A 17616-nucleotide genomic window follows, 5' to 3' on the forward strand; every position below is an offset into this window, starting at 1 on the left:
CCGCTCAGATCAGCGCTTGTTGCGGATGGGCACCGCCATCTCTTCCGGCTTGATCTCCCGCACCAGCTCCGGCACGCCCCACGGGAAGGCCGGGTCCACCTTGATGCGGAAGTGGTACATCGACTGCATCGCCTGGTGGTCCTCGGCGCGGAAGGTCATCTTGCCCTTGGGCGTCTCGAAGCTCATGCCCTCCATGGTCTTGATGAGCTTGTTGGTGGTCGTGTCGCCGGCCGTCTTCTTGAGCGCCTCGACGATGGCGATGCCCGCGCTCATGCCGCCGGCCGTGAAGAAGTCCGGCGGCGCCTTGAACTGCTTGTAGTGGTTGGCCACCAGCCACTCGTTGACCGGGTTCTTCGGGATGCCGAAGTAGTAGTAGGTCGCGCCCTCCATGCCGGGGAACTGCTTGTAGGCGGCCATGGCCGGCAGGATGTTGCCGCCCGAGCCCACGGCGATGCCGTAGCGCTTCTGCAGGTCCAGCGCGGCCAGCGCGCCGAAGGGTGTGGAGGCGCCGGCCCACACGACGGCGATGACCTTGGGGCCGGGCTTGTCCTTCAGCGCATCGACCAGGCGCTGGATGCCGGCGGTGAAGTCGGTCGTCGCCGTGGGCAGGTATTCCTCGTGGACGATCTTGGCCTTCTTCAGCGCCTCCTTGTAGGCCTTCACGGCGTCACGGCCGAAGGCGTAGTCCTGCGCCAGCACGCCGATGTTCAGGCCGGCGATGTCAGAGGCCACGGCGTTGCCGATGGCGTCCTGCGAGGAGTTGCGGCCCGTGCGGAAGATGTACTTGTTCCACTTGTCGCCGGTGATGGAGTCGGCGACCGCCGGCTCCACCAGCAGGATCTTTTTGTACTCCTCGGCCACCGGCAGCATGGCCAGCGCGACGCCGCTGGACGACGGGCCTACGGCGATGTCGGCCTTGTCGTCGCCGTAGGCCGCGGCCAGCAGGCTCTTGCCCACGTCGGGCTTGCCCTGGTCGTCCTTCTCGATGACGACGAGCTTCTTGCCGGCCACGGTCATGGTGCCGCCGGTGGCGTATTGCAGGCCCATCATCAGCCCGATCTGCGTCTGCTTGCCGTAGGCCTCCAGCGGGCCGGTCTTGCTGTAGACGTGGGCGATGCGGATCTCGTTGCCGGCGGCCAGGGTCAGGCCGGGCAGGGTGGCGGCCAGGGTGGCGGCCAGGGTGGCGGCCGCGAGGGCGAAGCGGCGCGTGGTGAGGCGCATGGGCTTTGTCTCCTGTGTTCGAGTCGGTCTGCTCTGTTGGCAGACGGTGTCTTCCCTTTTTGCAAGGGCCATGCCCGGCGGGGAAGGGGCGCCGGGGGCGGTTTTCCTGCGGGTTGTCCCGAGGTTTTTGGCCGTTAGGGACGCGGCGAGTGTCTGACTTTCAGGCGCCGCCTGAAACCTGGACTTCCAGGTCCGGCCACCGTGCCAGCCGCTCATACAACGACGCTCGCGAAATCTGCAGCAGCCTAGCCGCCGCCATGCGGTTGCCGCCGGTGGCCTGGAGCGCGCGGCGGATGGCGTCGCGCTCCAGCGCCTCGATCAGCTCGGGCAACGGCGCGACAGCCTGGGCCGTCGAGATGGCCGGGGTGCTGGCCAGGGCTGTGGCCGGCGCCGGCGCGGCCGCGGCCGTTGCCGGCAATGCCGGCCCGCCCTGGAAGTGCGCCGCCGTCAGCTGCATGTCGTCGCTCATCAGGCTGACCTGCTCCAGCGTGTTGCGCAGCTCGCGGATGTTGCCGGGCCAGGCTTGCTGCATCAGCCAGTCGATGGCGTCGGGGCTCAGCAGCTTCTGCGGCATGCCGCTGCGGCGGGCGATGTCTTCGCCCAGCGCTTCGGCCAGCGCCTCGATGTCGTCCAGCCGCTCGCGCAGCGCCGGCACGCGGATGGGCAGCACGTTGAGGCGGTAGTACAGGTCGGCGCGGAACTGGCCCGCCGCCACCATGGCGGCCAGGTCGCGGCTGGTCGCGGCGATCACGCGCACGTCCACGCGCATCACGGTGTTGCTGCCCAGCGGCTCCACCTCCTGCTCCTGCAGCACGCGCAACAGCTTGCTCTGCAGCGCCAGCGGCATGTCACCGATCTCGTCGAGGAAGAGCGTGCCGCCGTCGGCCAGCTTGAACTTGCCGTCGCGGCCCTTGCGCTCCGCACCGGTGTACGCGCCGGGCGCGACGCCGAAGAACTCGGCCTCCAGCAGTGTCTCGGGCACGGCGGCGATGTTGACGCCCACCAGCGGCCGGTGCGCACGGCGCGACGCGGCGTGGATGGCGTGCGCCATCAGCTCCTTGCCGGTGCCGGTCTCGCCGAGCAGCAGCACCGTCGAGTCGGTCTGCGCGACGCGGCGCGCCTGGCGCTTCACTTCCAGCGCCGCCGGGCTGGCGCCGATGAAGCTGGCGATCGTGTACTTGGGCCGGCGCTGCGCGGCGAGCTGGCGGCGCGTGTCCTCCAGCTCCTGCTGCAGCCGCGCGAACTTCTGGATCAGCGGCTGCATCGTTGTCTCGGGGTGATCCAGCAGCACCAGGCCCAAAGCGCCGATGACCTCACCCGCGTCGTTGCGCAGCGGCAGCCGGCTGACGAGGAAGGTGCCGGCCTTGTTGGTCAGCAGGTCGACGAGCACCGGCTTGCCGGTTTCCAGCACCTGCAGCATCTGCGTGTTGGGGACGACGTCTTCCACGCGCTTGCCGACGAACTCGTGCTCGTCGTTGAAGCCCAGCGCCGGCAGGAAGCGCTTGTAGCCGTCGCTGATCCAGACGACGCGGTGGTGGCGGTCCACCACCATCATCCCTTCCGTCGACCGCGCCAGCACGTCGAACATCGACTGCGCGGCCAGGCGCAGCAGGCCGTCGACATCCTGGGGGATGCCGGCGGGTGTCTGGGATTTGGACAGCGGCATGGCCGCGGCAATGTACCGCGCCGTCCGGCGATCCGACAGGCTGAGGCCGTCGTCGACAGGGTTCATCAGGAGCGACGCGGCATCAGCAGTTGATAGAGCACGAGGCCGATGGCCACGACGGCCAGGCTCGTCACCGAGAAGATGAACATCACGAGGCCCAGGCCCAGGTCGTCCGTGCCATCGGCACAGCCGATGCGGCCGCAATGCCTGGCTTCGATGAACCAGCCGCCCAACTGGACGATCAGCGTCCAGACCAGCAGTGCAACGAAGGATCGACGCAGAAGTCCCTTGAACATGGCCGGTGCAATGTACCGCGCCGGCCAGGCATCAATACCGCTTGATTGCACCGTCAGAACTTGTAGGTGCCTCCGACCGTGAACGTCCTCGGCGGGCCGTAGTAGGCGTTCAGCACGCCCAACGCAGCGATGTTGTAGCCGTCGGTCTTGTAGGCCTTGTCGGTCAGGTTGCTGCCCTGCAGGAAGAAGCTCAGCTTGGCGTCCTTCTCCCAGATCAGGCCGGCGTTCACCAGCGTGTAGGCGTCCTGCGCCAGGGCTTCCGACAGGTCGGTCGTGGGGTAGACCTTGCTGCGGTGGCTCAGGCCCAGGCGTGAGCGCAGCGTGCCGATAGGCAGCGTCATGCTGTGCTCCACGGTCAGGCTGGCCTGGAACTTGGGCGTGTTGGTGAACTTCTTCTGGTCGGCCACGTTGACGTTGCGGTCGATGTACTCGTCGTACTTGGCGTCCAGCGTGGCCAGGTTGCCGCTGAGGCGCCAGGCGGGTGTGGGCGTCCACAGGAACTCCACCTCGGCGCCGTTGACGGTGGCCTGGCCGGCGTTGGTGAAGTCACCAAAGAAGCCTGGCTGGCCGTTGGCTTGCGTGTAGCTGGTGAACACCGACAGCTGCACGTTCTTGTACTTGTTGTGAAAGACCGCCGTGTTCAGCTCCAGGCGACCGCCGTCCAGGATCATCTTGGCGCCCAACTCCAGCGAGTCGAGCTTCTCGTCCTCGAAGGGTTTGCTGGACGACGGGAAGGCCACCGTGTTGGCGCGGATGTTGTAGCCGCCGCTCTTGAAGCCGCGCGAGGCGGTGGCGTAGAGCTTCGCTTCCTTGCTGGCCTTGTATTCCAGCGACAGGCGCGGCGAGGTGTTGGTCACCGAGCGGCTCTTGTCGAAGTTGGCCGGCACTGCAACGGGCGTGCCGCTGAACTGGTCGTTCGCGAAGGCCTGGTTCAGCACCACGGCGCGCTTGGTTTCGTCGGTGTAGCGCAGCCCGGTGCTGACGCTGAACTGCGGCGTGATGCGCCAGCTCCAATCCCCGAACAGCGCCTTGCCCTGTGTGTAGACCAGGCCGTTGGTGGTGCCGAAGCTCGCATTGAAGAAGTTGTTGCGCACCGTGCCGCCGGCGCGGCCGTCGAAGTAGTACGCGCCGATCACGCCGGAGCTGTTCTGCCCCTCGTAGGCCGCCTGCAGCTCGTGGCTTTGCGAGCTGTCGTGGTACTCGGCGCGCACGTCAGCGATCTTGTTGGGCAGGCCGTCGAAGTCGATGGAGGTGTTGGTGTCCGACGCGCGGTGGGCCAGGATGTACTTCAGGCTCCAGGTGTCGCTGACGCCCCAGTTCAGCGTCAGCGATTCGCCTTCGCTCGTCGTGCGGTTGGCATTGGGCATGCCGGTGGCGATGTCGTAGCGGCCGGTGGTGGCGGGCGTCTTGGCGGGGTCGAAGGGGTTCACGTTCAGGCGCTGGAAGCCGCGCATGTGCGAGGCGTCTTGCGTGCGGTCCACCGACACCTGGGCGTTGAACGATGAGCCGGTGGGGAACCAGCCTGCCGACACGCGGCCGCTGGTGGTGTTCTGGTCGCTGACGGCGCTGCCGTCGGTCAGGTTCTTGCCGTAGCCGTCGCGGTTCAGGCTGGCAGCTGCCAAACGGAAACGGAACTGGCCGTCGGCCACTGCCGTGCCCACGCCACCCTTGGCGGTGACCTGGCCGTGGTTGCCCACGGCCAGCGTCACCTGTCCCTCGGTCTGCGTCGGCAGCGGCTTGGAGACGTACTTCACCGCGCCGCCGATGGTGTTCTTGCCGTACAGCGTGCCCTGCGGGCCGCGCAGCACTTCCACGCGCTGCACGTCGTAGACGTCCAGCAGCGCGCCCTGCGGGCGGGCGATGTAGACGTCGTCGAAGTAGATGCCCACGCCCGGGTCCACCCCCCACAGCGGGTCGGCCTGGCCCACGCCGCGGATGAAGGTGGTGATGGTGGTGTTGCTGCCACGGGCGGCGTAGATGGTCAGGTTGGGCACCTGGCCCTGCAGGTCACCCAGGTCCTTGATGGCGAGCTTCTCCAGCTGCTCGGCCGTCAGCGCCGTCACGGCCACCGGCACGTCCTGCAGCGACTCCTCGCGCTTGCGGGCTGTGACCTTGACGGTCTCCAGCGTGGCCTTGGGTTCGGGCGTGGGGGTCTGGGCCGCGGCCGGCAGGGCGATGCAGCTGCCCAGGGTCGCGAGGATGGCGAGTTGCAGGCGTTGAACGCGCAGGCGCGCCGGTAGGCGTCGTGGCATGGCTTGTCTCCTGATGGGTTTTTTGGTGCCACCCGCTTTGCGCAAAAGCCGTGCCTGCACCAGCCCAGCGCCAATCCCGCGCAAACCCTTGCGGGTTGACCCGCGATTTGCCGCTTGGCGGGCGCCCTGGTGTCCGGATTCCAGGCAATCGCGCCGCGCTGGCCTGTCCAGCGGGCAGACGGTTGCCCTGCGGCTGCACGCCCGCGCCAGCGCCGATATGCTGCGCCGCACCGTCACCCCGACCGCCTGGAGACACGCCATGTTGCAACGCCTGATCCCCGCCGCACTCGCCCTGGCCCTGGCCAGCGCTCCCGCCCTGGCCGCCGGGCCGCAGCTCAAGGGCCAGGCGCCCGGCTGGTACCGCGTGCAGCTGGGGGACTTCGAGATCACCGCGCTGTCTGACGGCGTGCTGCACCTGCCCGTCGACAAGCTGCTGCAGCAGCCGCCCGCCAACACGCTGCGCGCCCTGCAACACGCCTACCTGGGCGTGCCGCTGGAGACCTCGGTGAACGCCTACCTCGTCAACACGGGCAGCAAGGTCGTGCTGGTGGACACCGGCACGGCCGGCCTGTTCGGCCCCACGGCCGGCCGCGTGCTGGCCAACCTGCAGGCCGCCGGCTACAAGCCCGAGCAGGTGGACGAGATCGTCATCACCCACATGCATGGCGACCACATCGGCGGCGCCTCGGCCAGCGCCTTCCCGAACGCGGTGCTGCGCATCGACAAGCGCGACAGCGATCACTGGCTGGCGGCCGAGCAGGTGGCCAAGGGTGGCGATGGCGCCAAGGCCATCGCGGCGCTGGTGAAGGCGTTCGCCGACACCGGCCGCTTCAAGCCCTTTGACGGCAGCAAGGACGGCGTGGAGATCGTGCCTGGCGTGAAGGCCTTCCCCGCCTACGGCCACACGCCCGGCCACAGCAACTTTGTTGCCGAGAGCAAGGGCCAGAAGATGATGTTCTGGGGCGACCTGATGCACGTGGCGGCGGTGCAGTTCCCCGACCCGTCCGTGACCATCCAGTTCGACAGCGACCCCGCCACCGCCCGCCCGGCCCGCGAGGCCGCCTATGCTGCGGCGGCCCGTGATGGCTACTTCGTCGCCGTCACGCATGTCAGCTTCCCCGGCATCGGCCGCCTGCGCGCCGACGGCAAGGGTTACGACTGGCTGCCCGTCAACTACTCGGCCAACCGTTGAGCCGCACACCCATGCAACGACTGCTCCCCACCCTGCTTCTCTCTTTGGCGGCGGCGCTGCCGCTGTCGGCGCAGGCCGGGCCCAAGGCCCAGGCCCTGGGCGCCTGCCTGGCCGACAGCACGACCGGCAAGGACCGCAAGGACTTGGCGCGCTGGATCTTCATCGCGATGGCGACGCACCCCGAGATCAAGGACCTGTCGCGCGTGGACCAGCCGGCCCGTGACGGCGCCGACGAGGCCGCCGCCAAGCTCTTCACCGCGCTGCTGGCCGAGCGCTGCCAGGTGCAGGCCCGCGAGGCCGTGCAGGCCGAGGGCCAGGCCGGCATGGTGGCCGCGTTCCAGACCCTGGGTGCGTTGGCCATGCAGGAGCTGATGAGCAACCCCGAGGTGGCCGCCGCCGTTGGCGGCTTCGAGCGGCGCGTGGACCGCGCCAAGGTGGACGCGGCGCTGGCGCCACCCAAGTGATCGCCGGCGCTGCCGTTCAGGCCGCCACGACGCGGTCGCGGCCGGTGCGCTTGGCGGTGTAGAGCGCGTCGTCGGCCCGGGCCAGCAGCGCGGCGGCGTCGTCCCCGGCCCGCCAGGTGGCCACGCCCACCGACACCGTGACCGGCACGTTCGGCGCCAGCGGCGCGCCCGCCACCGCGCGGCGCAGCCGCTCGCCGGCGTCCAGGGCCAGCGCGTCCGCCGTGCCGGGCAGCACCACGCAGAACTCCTCGCCCCCGTAGCGGGCGCAGACGTCCGAGCGGCGCAGTTGCGCCTGGATGCGCTGCGCGAAGCCGCGCAGCACCGCGTCGCCCATCGCATGGCCGTGCGTGTCGTTGACGGCCTTGAAGTGATCCAGGTCCAGCATCAGCACCGAGAAGGGCCGGGCCTCGCGCTGCGCCATGGCCAGCTGCGCGTTCAGCAACTGGTCCAGCGAGCGGCGGTTGGGCAGGCCGGTGAGCCCGTCCGTGGCCGCCTGCTGCGACGCGGCGGCCAGCGCCTCGCTCAGCTGCGCCGTCAGTGCGGCATTGGCCAGCTGCAGCCGCAGCCCCTCCACCACGCGCCGGGCGATGTCGCGCATGACGAAGCACAGCAGGCCCATGAACAGGCCCAGCCCCATGACGATGTCCGCCATGCCTGGCGCCAGGTGCCCGGGCAGGCTGCACAGGGCCACCAGCCACATGGCCGCGCACATGGCGTGAAAGGCGCGGATGCGCGGCACGTACACCGGCGCGTTGACCGCCATCGCGCCGCACAGCACCGCAGCCAGCAGCGCGTTCAGGGCCATGTCGTCCCCGCTCAGCAGGGGCATCACGGCGCCCCACCAGGCGCCATCGGTGACGGCCACGGCCAGCAGCCACCCGTTGTGGCGCTGCACATCAGGCCCGACGCGCCGCAGCCGGGCCAGCACCAGCAGGCAGGCCACCCAGCCGGTGAACGCCAGGCCCAGCCAGGTCAGCAACGCGACGGGCGCGATGCGATCCCCGCAGAGCCAGGCCACCAGCGCCCAGCCCAGCGGCGTGGTGCGCAAGGTGCGCTGCAGGCCGGTCACGCACTGCACGAAGGCGCCTTGCTGCGCCTCCATGGCAAACGCCAGCGCGGGCGGCGGTGCGGGCAACGGGGCGGCGCTCATACACCCAGTATCGGCAACCGCGCGCCGCTGTCCACCCGCCGGGTTCAGCGCGACGCGCGCAGCATCCGGGCGATGGTCGTCAGGTTGATCGCCGCGATGACCAGCTCCAGCGCCGTGCCGCCGATGGAGCCGACGATGACGTTGTTGGCCACCCACAGGCCCGTGCCGCACAGCATCAGCAGCCGCATGGGCACGCCCTGCAGCGTGAAGAGGGCGATGGTGCCCAGGCAAGACGCCGTCAGCGGCAGCCAGTCGCTGGGCTTGTCGGCGATGGCGAGGCCGAAGCCGATGTTGGCGGCCACCACCGCCACGGCCACCCACGGCGAGCGCGTGCGCAGCGACAGCAGCGAGCGCGCCATCGAGATCAGCGAGCTCACCACCGCCGTTGGGTTGCCCAGCAGCGCGAAATGCACCACGTAGGCCATGCACTCGCCGGCCATGAACCACTTGAAGCGCCGGTCATCCGTCTGCAGGAAGCAGCTCACACCCAGCACGAAGGCGAGGTAGCCGAAGCATTGGGCGGGGGAGAGCCAGTCGGTGGGCAGCAGCATGCGGGCGGGGCAGGGCGGGGGCGCGCATCGTGCGGCGCCCCGGTTCGGGAGTGAGCGGGTTCAGCGCGCGCGGCGCGCCGGCTTGGGGGCGTGGTCGTGCGCGTGGCCGTGATCGTGCGTGTGGCTGTGCGCCGCCGCGGCGGGCTTGGCCGCCTTGCGGCCGCGCGCGGGCGTCGCGCAGTCGGCGCAGCGGCCGTAGAGCGTCAGGTCGTGGTCTTCCACCGTGAAGCCGGCAGGTGCGAGCGAGGCCAGGTCGCCCGGGCAGGCGTCCACCTCGAACACGCGCTGGCAGCTCAGGCACTGGAAGTGGTGGTGGTGCCCGCCGCCGGCCACCTCGTAGCGCGCCACCTCGCCCGGCAGCAGCACCGAGCGCAGCTCGCCCTCATCCACCAGCGTGCGCAGGTTGCGGTAGACCGTGGCCATGCTCAGGCCCGGCGCACCGGCGCCGGCCGCCTCCAGGATTTCCTGCGGCAGCAGCGGGCGGGCGGCGTCGGCGATGGCTTGGCGGATGGCCGTGCGCTGGCGGGTGTTGCGTTCCATGCCGCAAGCTTAGCGCCGGCATTAATGCAAATGCATTCGCATTAGAATGTGAGACCAACTTCACCCTTCGATCGATCGCCGTGAACCGTCTGCCCGCACTCCGTCTCATCCCTCTGGCCGCGGCCCTGCTGGCCGCTGGCGCCCAGGCGCAACAGCCGGCCGCCACCGGCTCGGCGGAGGCCGTGCTGCCAGCCGTGGAGGTGGTGGGCCGCACCGCCTCGGGCGCCTACCTGGCCGGCGACGCGAGCGGCGCCAAGACCGAGCTGCGCCTGCGCGAGCTGCCGCAGTCGGTGCGGGTGCTGACCCGCCAGGCGCTGGACGACCTGGGCGCCACCAAGCTTGACGACGTGCTGGACTACGTCGGCGGCGTCTCGCGCCAGAACAACTTCGGCGGCCTGTGGGACAACATCGCCGTGCGCGGCCTGGCCGGCAACGAGAACACCGGCATGGCCACGCTGCTCAACGGCTTCTCGTCCAACCGCGGCTTCAATGCGCCGCGCGACCTGGCCGGTGTCGATCGCATCGAGTTCCTGAAGGGCCCGGCCGCCGCGCTGTACGGCAGCAGCGAGCCCGGCGGCACGCTGAACATCGTGTCCAAGCGCCCGCTGTGGCAGGCCGGCCATGCGCTGGAGGTGTATGCCGGCAGCTTCAACCTCAAGCGCGTGGCGCTGGACAGCACCGGCCCCGTCAGCGACGCACTGGCCTATCGGCTCAACGTGGCGCTGGAAGACCGCGACAGCTTCCGCGACCACGTGCAGGCGCGCCGAGAGGTCATCGCGCCGGCCTTCAGCTGGAAGCTGGGCGCCGACACCGTGCTGGACTACAGCGGCGAACTGCTGCGCCACCGCACGCCGCTGGACCGTGGCGTCGTCGCCAGCACGACGGGCCAGCTGGGCATCATTCCGCGCGAGCGCTTCCTGGGCGAGCCGGCCGATGGTGACGCGACGGTGAACAACCGCACCCACCAGTTCATCCTGTCGCACGACTGGAGCGACCGCTGGCGCAGCCGCGTGGGCCTGTCCACCCGCACCACGGCGTTGAACGGCTTCTCCACCGAACCCACCGCGCTGCGCGCCGACAACACGCTGACGCGCCAGCGCCGGTTCCGCGACTACGACTCCGACGACCTGGCGCTGCAGGCCGAGCTGCAGGGCCGCGTGCGCGCCGCCGGCGTGGTGCACGAGCTGCTGGTGGGGGCCGAAACCTTCCGGTTCGACATGGACTCCGTGATGCTGCGCATCAACCCGTCCACGGCCAACCCCTACGCCATCGACATCTTCCAGCCCGTCTACGGCCAGGCCCAGCCCACGCCCGCGGCCAACACCAACACGCTGGAGCGCCAGCGCGGCACGGCTGTCTATGCGCAGGATGCGCTGACGTTGGCGCCGCAATGGCGCCTGGTGGCCGGCGTGCGCGTGGACCGCTACCGCCAGTCCCTGCAGAACCGCCGCACCGGCGTGACGACGCAGCAGACGCCGTCGGCCACCTCGCCGCGCCTGGGCCTGAGCTGGCTGCCCACGCCGCAATGGACGGTCTACGCCAGCGCCGGCAAGTCCTTCCGCCCCAACGTCGGCACCGACTTCGGCGGCCAGTCCTTCGCGCCGGAGAGCGGCCGCGCGCTGGAGCTGGGCGCCAAGTGGGAGCGGGCCGACCGCCGCCTCGGCCTGACAGCGGCGCTGTTCGACATCCGCAAGCGCAATGTGCTGACGGCCGACCCGGCGGCGCTGACGGACCCTGCCCGGGCCGGTTTCTCGATTGCCGCCGGCGAGGTGGGCAGCCGCGGGCTGGAGCTGGACTTCGCCGGCCAGGTCAGCACGTCCTGGCGCGTCAATGCCAGCCTGGTGCTCAACGACGTGGAGGTGCGCCGCGACACCACGCTGGCCGCCGGCACCCGGCTGCTGAACGTGCCCAAGGTCAACGGCAGCCTGCTGGCCGTGTACGAGGGCGCGCTCGCCAACGGCCAGCGCTACGGCCTGGGCGGTGGCGTCACGCATGTCGGTGCGCGCCTGGGCCAGACGGCCACGAGCTTCGAGCTGCCCGCCTACACCACCGCCAAGCTGGTGGCCCACTGGCGCATCAGCCCGACGCTGCGCGCCACGCTGGACGTGGACAACCTGTTCGACCGCACCCACTACACCAGCTCCTACAGCCGCGTGTGGGTCACGCCGGGCGCGCCGCGCACCGTGACCGCCGGTCTGCAAGCGAAGTTCTGACCATGCGCAGTCCCGTGCTCGACATCGTCAACGCTGTTGCCGGCTATGGCGGCCGCGACGTGCTGCAAGGCCTGACCCTGCAGGTTGCGCCGGGTGAGATCTACGCGCTGCTGGGCGCCAACGGCGCTGGCAAGACCACCACGATCAACCTGCTGCTGGGCTTTGTGCCGGCGCGCAGCGGCCGGGTGCGCGTGGGCGGGGCCGACCCGGCCACCGCTCCCACGGCTGCGCGTCGGCAGATCGCCTACATCCCCGAGAACGTGGCGCTGTACGAGCCGCTGAGCGCCTGCGAGAACCTGGCCTACCTGCTGGACCTGGCCGGCCAGCCCGCCAGCGACGCCGCCATCCGCGAGGCGCTGAGCGCCGCCGGGCTGGACGCCGCCGCGCACGACCGGCGCGTGGCCGGCTTCTCCAAGGGCATGCGGCAGAAGGTGGCCATCGCGCTGGCGCTGGCCCGCCACGTGCCGGCGCTGCTGCTGGACGAGCCCACCTCGGGCCTGGACCCGCAGGCCAGCGTCGAGTTCGGCCGGCTGCTGGGCCTGGTGCGGGCGCGCGGCGTGGCGGTGCTGATGGTCACGCACGACCTGCTGGGCGCGGCCGACGTGGCCGACCGCATCGGCTTCCTGCGCGACGGCCGGCTGGTGGAGCAAGCGAGCGCTGCCGGGCCGGAGCGCTTCGACGTGCGCGCGCTGCACCGGCACTACGCCGCCGGGGCGCCGCTGTGAACGCCGCGCTGCGCGTGGCGCGCGAGGAATGGCGGCTGCTGCGGCGCGACCGCGTGGCTCTGCCAGCGCTGGCCCTGCTGCTGCTGCTCAGCGCCATCGCGGCCTTCACGGCCTGGGAGCAGCGCCACGCGGCCGCGGCTGAGCGCGCGCGCCACCAGGCACAGGTGGACCACGAGTTCCACGCCCAGCCCGACCGCCATCCGCACCGCATGGTGCATTACGGCCACTTCGTGTTCCGGCCGCTGAACCCGCTGGCGGCCTTCGATGCCGGCATCGACCCCTACACGGGCCACACGCTGTTCCTCGAAGGCCATCGCCAGAACAGCGCCAACTTCGGCGATGTGCGCCAGTCCTCGCTGCTGCTGCGCTTCGGCCAGCTGACGCCGGCCTTCGTGCTGCAGGTGCTGGCGCCGCTGCTGCTGGTGTTCATCGGCCACGCGGCCGTGGCGCGCGAGCGCGAGCGCGGCACGCTGCGCGTGCTGCTGGCCCAGGGCCTGCCGCCGGGGGCGCTGGTGGCCGGCAAGGGGCTGGCGCTGCTGGCCGTGGCCGGGCTGATGCTGCTGCCGGCCGCCGTGGCGCTGGCGGCCATCGCCGTGTCGGCGCCGGCCAGCGCTGCAGCCGCCCTGGCGCTGGGCGCGGCGTATGCGGCCTGGCTGGGGCTGTGGGTGCTGGGCGTGGTGCTGGCGTCCACGCTGGCTCGGCGCGGGCGCGATGCGCTGCTGGCCCTGCTGGCGGCCTGGGCCGTGGGCGTGGTGCTGCTGCCGCGGCTGGCGCCGGAACTCGTCACCGCCACGCTGTCACTGCCCACGCGGCTGGAGACCGACATTGCCGTGGCCCGCGAGCTGGCCGCGCTGGGCGACAGCCACAACCCCGACGACCCCTACTTCAGCGCCTTCCGCCAGCGCGTGCTGGCGCAGTACGGTGTCGCGCGCGTGGAAGACCTGCCGGTCAACTACAAGGGCCTGGTGGGCATGGAGGGCGAGCGCCTGACCAGCGAGCTGTTCGCACGCCATGCCCGCGACGGCTTGGCGCTGCAGCAGGCGCAGCTGGCCCGGCTCAGCGGCTTCTCGCTGCTCAGCCCGGCCATCGCGCTGCGCCGCCTCTCCATGGGCGCGGCCGGCACCGACCTGCTGGCCTACAGCCGCTTCCTGACCCAGGCCGAGGCGCACCGCTATGCGCTGGTGCAGGCGCTCAACCGGCTGCAGGCGGAGCAGATGAGCTGGGCCGGCGACCGCAACAGCCGCGAGAGCCGCATCAGCCGCGAGCATTGGCAGGGGCTGGCCGAGTTCCGCTTCACGCCCGAGCCGCCGGCCGATGCGCTGCGCCGCACGCTGCCCATGGCCGGCGTGCTGGCCGCGTGGGGGCTGGCCCTGGGCGGGGCCTTGCTGCTGGCCACGCGCCGCCTCGGCGGAGGCCGGCCATGAGCGCGTGGCGGCATGAAGCGCGGCTGCTGCTGCGCGCCCGCGGTGCCGTGGCGGCGCTGCTGCTGCTGGCGGTGCTGGCCAGCGTGGCCGTGGGGCTGGGCCTGCGCGAGGTGCAACGCCAGCACGACACCATCGCCCGCGTGGCCGAGCTGCAGCGCCAGGAGCTGGCCGCGCAGGGCCCACGCCTGACCCGCCACGGTGACGCCGGCACGGTGGCCTACTACAGCTTCCTGGCCACCTGGGACCCGCCGTCAACGGCCGCCTTCCTGGCCCTGGGTTTGCGCGATGCCACGCCCTATGTGCTGCGCGTGCGGGCACTGGCCCTGCAGTCGCAGCTGCACGAGGGCGAGACCTTCAACCCCGAGCTGGTGCTGGCCGGGCGCTTCGACTTCGCCTTCGTGGCCGTCTACCTGCTGCCGCTCTTCCTCATCGTGCTGCTGCACGACCTGGTCAGCAGTGAGCGCCAGTCGGGCCGGCTGGCGCTGCTGCGGGCCTTGCCCGGGGCCGGGCGTGGCCTGTGGCTGCGCCGTGCCGGGCTGCGCGCCGGGCTGGCCGCGGCGGCGCTGCTGCTGCCGGCTGCGGCCGGCGCCATCGTCAGCGGCATGCCGCTCGCACAGCTGGGCCTGGTGGCCGTGGCGGTGCTGGCCTATGCCGCCTGCTGGACCGGGCTCGCGCTGTGGGTGGGCGCGCGAGATGCCGGCTCGGTGGCCCATGCGCTGGTGCTGATGGGCGCCTGGGTCGCAGTGACGCTGGTGTTGCCCACGTTGGGCCAGGCGGTGCTGGCGCGCAGCGTGCCGGTCAGCCAGGGCGTGGCGCTGATGCTGGCCCAGCGCGAGGCGGTGCATGGTGCGTGGGACGTGTCGCGCGAGGAGACGCTGGCGCGCTTCTTCCGCAGCCACCCGCAGTGGCAGCACACCGCGCCGCTGCCGGCCGGCTTCCACTGGAAGTGGTACTACGCCTTCCAGCAGCTGGGCGACGAGGCCGTGGCGCCGCAGGTGGCGGCCTACCGTGAGGCGCTGCTCGCGCGCCAGCGCGCCACCGACGGGCTGGGCGTCGCGCTGCCCGGCGTGGGCCTGCAGGCCGTGCTCCATCGCCTGGCCGGCACAGACCTGGGCGCGCAGCTGGCCTACCAGGACGCCATCACCGCCTTCCACACCCGGCTGCGCGAACACCACTACCCGTACCTGTTCGGCGAGCGGCGCTACGGCCTGGACGACTTCGCCCGCCTGCCGCGCTATGCGCCGCCGCCGGCCCGGGCGCCGTTGCCGTTGGGGTCACTGCTGGCCCTGGCCGTGCTGGGCGGTGCGCTGCTGCTGGCTGGCGCGAGGGCGGCCGGCCGCGTGCAGTGACCGGGGCCGCTCAGAGGTTGAGAGTTTTTCGGCCGTGCCAGAAAGGCGCGTCAAAGCGCCCTCGGACCAGGCGCAAAGCGCAGCCATAGCCCGGGCACAGGCTAAGCACTTGCAACGACGGGCGAGGGCGTTTTGGCGTGCAAGGCGGGCATGGGTGAAAGACTCTCAACCGCTCGGAACTCGCTGGGCGCTTGCACGACGAGACGGCCGTCCTCGGCCAGGCGGGTGGGCGCGCCGAAGACCTGCACGTCGAGCCGGAACGTCGCCTCGCGCGCTGGCATTCAGCTGCAAGCGCCCCGGCCACACGCAATGCGCCGTCTCACCCTCGGCTTGCGCCGGGCAGCCCAGCGGCGGCTGGCCCTGCTGCGCCCAGGGCAGCCAGTCGCGCAGCGTGGGCGGCAGGTCGGCTGGGGTCAGCGGGGCGGTGTGGCTGGCGAGCAGCCACAGCAGTGTGGTCGAGAAGCGCTTCATCCCGTGTCTCCCTGAGCGCCGCGGATTCCAACACGCAGGGAGGCGGCGGCCCCGGGGTTTCTGCCCAGGGCGCGCCAGGCGCGGCCGGCGGGTGAACGACATGCGCCTGCCGCCTACCATCGCCGTTATCAAAGTTCGAGCCGAGGGAGACGAGATGGCGAAGAGCGCGTGGTGGAAGGCGGTCTGGCTGCCCCTGTTTCTGGCGCTGTCCGTGCATGCGCAGCCGCCGGAGTCGGACATCGTGCTGGGCCGCGCCGATGCGGACGCAAGCGGCGGTTGGCCTGTCGTGCTATGGGTGGTCGACGGCGACCGCGCCAGCGTCGTCGTCAGTGCATCGCGCGACGCATTGGGCGAGCTGCCCGGTGCCTCCTGGGTGCCGGTGGATGCGCAGGCGCTGATGAGCCTGGAGCGGTTTGGTGCGCCGCAGCTGGTGGCGCGACCGGACGCGACGGTTTGCCCGGTGACGCTAGGCTGGGCCCGATCCACCCCTCCGCAACTGGCACCCTACGCGCATTGGGCCGGCGAGCGCCTGGCGCTGCGCCATACCGAATGCGCAGGTGGCGACTGCGCGATGCGGCAGGCCTGGCGCATCGACCTGCCGGCCGGCAGTGGCGAGTCTCTGCCGCTGGCCCGTCTGTTACCTGGCCTTGCGGCGCACGGGCCGGAGTGGCTGGTGCTGCACGTCGTGAGTCGCCACAGCTGGCCCGGCCTCGCCGAGTTGCGCTATCTCGCCGTGCCTCCGCCGTTGGCCTGGGCCGACGCTGCCACGGTGCCGGCACTGCCGCTGGCGGCGGCGGCGCAGTTTCCGGCCATCCAGGCGGAACTGCTGTTGCAGGCGGCCCGGGCTCAGGGTCGCGCCGCGACGTCGACCTTGATGCGCGCCGATGCGATGGGCTCCATCGGGCGCGTGGGCTATGTACGCAACTGGGCGGGCAGTGCGGCGCAGCGGGAGGCGCTGGGGGTGCAGTCGATATCGGCGCAGTCCGGGCGAATCGCCCGGTTGCTGCTGCGCCTTCACCCTGCCGATAGGCCCGCCACACTGAGCCTGATGGCGCGGCCGCCCAACGCGGGCTCCAATTTCGTGACGCTGCACGCGCTGGTGCCCGAGCCGGCGACGATGCCAGCCTGCCAGGTCGCACAAGCGGCATTGCGCTGCGAGCCCGCTTGCGCGGAGAGGGTCGCAGAGTTGCAGCAACTGAATCGTTGGGCCTGGGTGGAGCCCGCCGTTGCGCGTCTGACGCCAGCCGCCCGGCTGGCGTCATGTAGGCAGTCTTGCCAATTGCAGAAGCAGCGCGTCGAGCAGGACATGGCGTTCAACTTCGAGCGGGTGGCTGAGCGCCAGCAGCGGGCGTGGCAGTGGGTGGAGTCGCTGACCGGCCGCAGCGCCGCGGCCTGGCAGCGGCAGGCCGCTAGGTTGGAGTGAGCCTGCGAACTCCAAAATCGCCTATCCGTTGATTTGTTTTACCGGCGCTGGTTTGCCGCGTGAGGCCCAGCCGGGAGTTCGCCCCGGCGGGCGACCTACTTTTTGGGCGACCAGAAAGTAGGCAAAAAGTCTCCCCTGTTCCGTCGCCCCTTCGCTGCGCTACGGGGTCCCCTGCGCTTCTCGGCGGCCGGGGCCGCGCCCAACTCGCTTCGTTCGCTGCGCTCACTACGCTCAGACAAAGGGGCGCGAAGTCAGATGACGAAGCTCGCCGCGCTCGCGCCCCGGCCGCCTGCGATGCTCGGCTCCTCCAAAGGGGAGTGAAGGAACAGCCAACAGCCCAGAACCCCCGTCGCGTCGCCCGAGCGACGCTGACTTCAACACCCTGGTGAGCCCGGCGTGCAGCCGGCGTTAAGCGGCGTGAAGGCGCGATGGATGGTGCTCGTCACAGGGACAGCCGCGAGAGCGAAGCGGGTCGCGTTTGCCCGGAATGACGCTGAGCGTTTTCGCGCGTCGCTCATGGCGCCGTGAAGGTCGAGTGCGGTTCAGGGCCTCTTCTTTGGTGACTTTCTTCTGGCCCCGCAGAAGAAAGTTACCGCGCTGCCGGGCGCGCATCCCGGCAATGCAGCGGTCAAGCGCCACATCTACCGAAGCCAACCAACACTGCAGACACAGGCGAGCG

14 protein-coding genes and 1 pseudogene are annotated in these 17616 nt (G+C 71.0%); 7 read left to right on the forward strand and 8 right to left on the reverse strand.

Annotation, left to right across the window (positions count from 1 at the left end; translation table 11 throughout):
• Positions 1-9: 9 nt before the first annotated feature.
• The 4 genes from NYO99_RS13155 to NYO99_RS13170 all read right to left on the reverse strand — a co-directional run bounded on the left by NYO99_RS13155 (position 10) and on the right by NYO99_RS13170 (position 5435).
• Entirely contained in the window at positions 10-1221 is a 1212-nt protein-coding gene (locus NYO99_RS13155; protein ID WP_268167667.1) for a substrate-binding domain-containing protein, read from the reverse strand.
• Positions 1222-1381: 160 nt separating this feature from the next.
• Positions 1382-2887: a sigma-54 interaction domain-containing protein gene (locus NYO99_RS13160; protein ID WP_268168052.1), complete on the reverse strand. Its 1506-nt coding sequence runs from the start codon at positions 2885-2887 to the stop codon at positions 1382-1384.
• Positions 2888-2952: 65 nt separating this feature from the next.
• Positions 2953-3183 (reverse strand): hypothetical protein, encoded by a 231-nt coding sequence (locus NYO99_RS13165; protein WP_268167668.1) that lies wholly within the window; start codon positions 3181-3183, stop codon positions 2953-2955.
• 53 nt (positions 3184-3236) lie between these two features.
• The gene (locus tag NYO99_RS13170; RefSeq protein ID WP_268167669.1) at positions 3237-5435 is read right to left on the reverse strand and encodes a TonB-dependent receptor; all 2199 of its coding nucleotides are present in this window, start codon (positions 5433-5435) and stop codon (positions 3237-3239) included.
• Positions 5436-5694: 259 nt separating this feature from the next.
• Here NYO99_RS13170 and NYO99_RS13175 point away from each other — a divergent pair, with 259 nt between their 5' ends.
• Together NYO99_RS13175 and NYO99_RS13180 are read left to right on the forward strand one after the other, a co-directional pair.
• Positions 5695-6627, forward strand: a complete 933-nt coding sequence (locus tag NYO99_RS13175; protein ID WP_268167670.1) for an MBL fold metallo-hydrolase — start codon at positions 5695-5697, stop codon at positions 6625-6627.
• An 11-nt stretch (positions 6628-6638) separates the two neighbouring features.
• Positions 6639-7091 (forward strand): hypothetical protein, encoded by a 453-nt coding sequence (locus tag NYO99_RS13180; protein WP_268167671.1) that lies wholly within the window; start codon positions 6639-6641, stop codon positions 7089-7091.
• Between the two features lie 16 nt (positions 7092-7107).
• On the opposite strand, the gene NYO99_RS13185 is transcribed toward NYO99_RS13180, so the two are convergent.
• The 3 genes and pseudogenes from NYO99_RS13185 to NYO99_RS13195 form a co-directional block, all read right to left on the reverse strand.
• The gene (locus NYO99_RS13185; protein WP_268167672.1) at positions 7108-8241 is read right to left on the reverse strand and encodes a GGDEF domain-containing protein; all 1134 of its coding nucleotides are present in this window, start codon (positions 8239-8241) and stop codon (positions 7108-7110) included.
• A 44-nt stretch (positions 8242-8285) separates the two neighbouring features.
• A complete protein-coding gene (locus tag NYO99_RS13190) occupies positions 8286-8792 on the reverse strand; it encodes a YgjV family protein (protein ID WP_268167673.1) in 507 nt (168 codons plus the stop codon).
• A gap of 177 nt (positions 8793-8969) precedes the next feature.
• Positions 8970-9332: pseudogene (locus NYO99_RS13195) on the reverse strand (Fur family transcriptional regulator); the annotation flags it as partial.
• Positions 9333-9406: 74 nt separating this feature from the next.
• Between NYO99_RS13195 and NYO99_RS13200 the strand changes: the two are divergent.
• From NYO99_RS13200 to NYO99_RS13215, 4 genes are read left to right on the forward strand one after another with little or no spacing between them, the layout of a single operon-like run.
• Complete coding sequence (locus tag NYO99_RS13200) at positions 9407-11545, forward strand: TonB-dependent siderophore receptor (protein ID WP_268168053.1); 2139 nt, start codon at positions 9407-9409, stop codon at positions 11543-11545.
• 2 nt (positions 11546-11547) lie between these two features.
• Positions 11548-12270 (forward strand): ABC transporter ATP-binding protein, encoded by a 723-nt coding sequence (locus NYO99_RS13205; RefSeq protein ID WP_268167675.1) that lies wholly within the window; start codon positions 11548-11550, stop codon positions 12268-12270.
• On the forward strand, positions 12267-13694 hold the full coding sequence (locus NYO99_RS13210) for an ABC transporter permease (protein WP_268167676.1): 1428 nt from the start codon (positions 12267-12269) through the stop codon (positions 13692-13694). Before NYO99_RS13205 ends, NYO99_RS13210 begins: the two co-directional genes overlap by 4 nt.
• A complete protein-coding gene (locus NYO99_RS13215) occupies positions 13691-15043 on the forward strand; it encodes a DUF3526 domain-containing protein (RefSeq protein WP_268167677.1) in 1353 nt (450 codons plus the stop codon). The genes NYO99_RS13210 and NYO99_RS13215 overlap by 4 nt, the downstream gene beginning before the upstream one ends.
• A gap of 165 nt (positions 15044-15208) precedes the next feature.
• Here the strand turns inward: NYO99_RS13215 and NYO99_RS13220 are convergent, their stop codons facing one another.
• Entirely contained in the window at positions 15209-15514 is a 306-nt protein-coding gene (locus tag NYO99_RS13220) for a hypothetical protein (RefSeq protein ID WP_268167678.1), read from the reverse strand.
• A gap of 91 nt (positions 15515-15605) precedes the next feature.
• On the opposite strand from NYO99_RS13220, the gene NYO99_RS13225 reads away from it, so the two are divergent.
• On the forward strand, positions 15606-16937 hold the full coding sequence (locus NYO99_RS13225; protein ID WP_268167679.1) for a hypothetical protein: 1332 nt from the start codon (positions 15606-15608) through the stop codon (positions 16935-16937).
• Positions 16938-17616 lie beyond the last annotated feature (679 nt).

Source organism: Roseateles hydrophilus (assembly GCF_026712245.1).
GTDB classification, from domain to species: domain Bacteria; phylum Pseudomonadota; class Gammaproteobacteria; order Burkholderiales; family Burkholderiaceae_C; genus Pelomonas; species Pelomonas hydrophilus.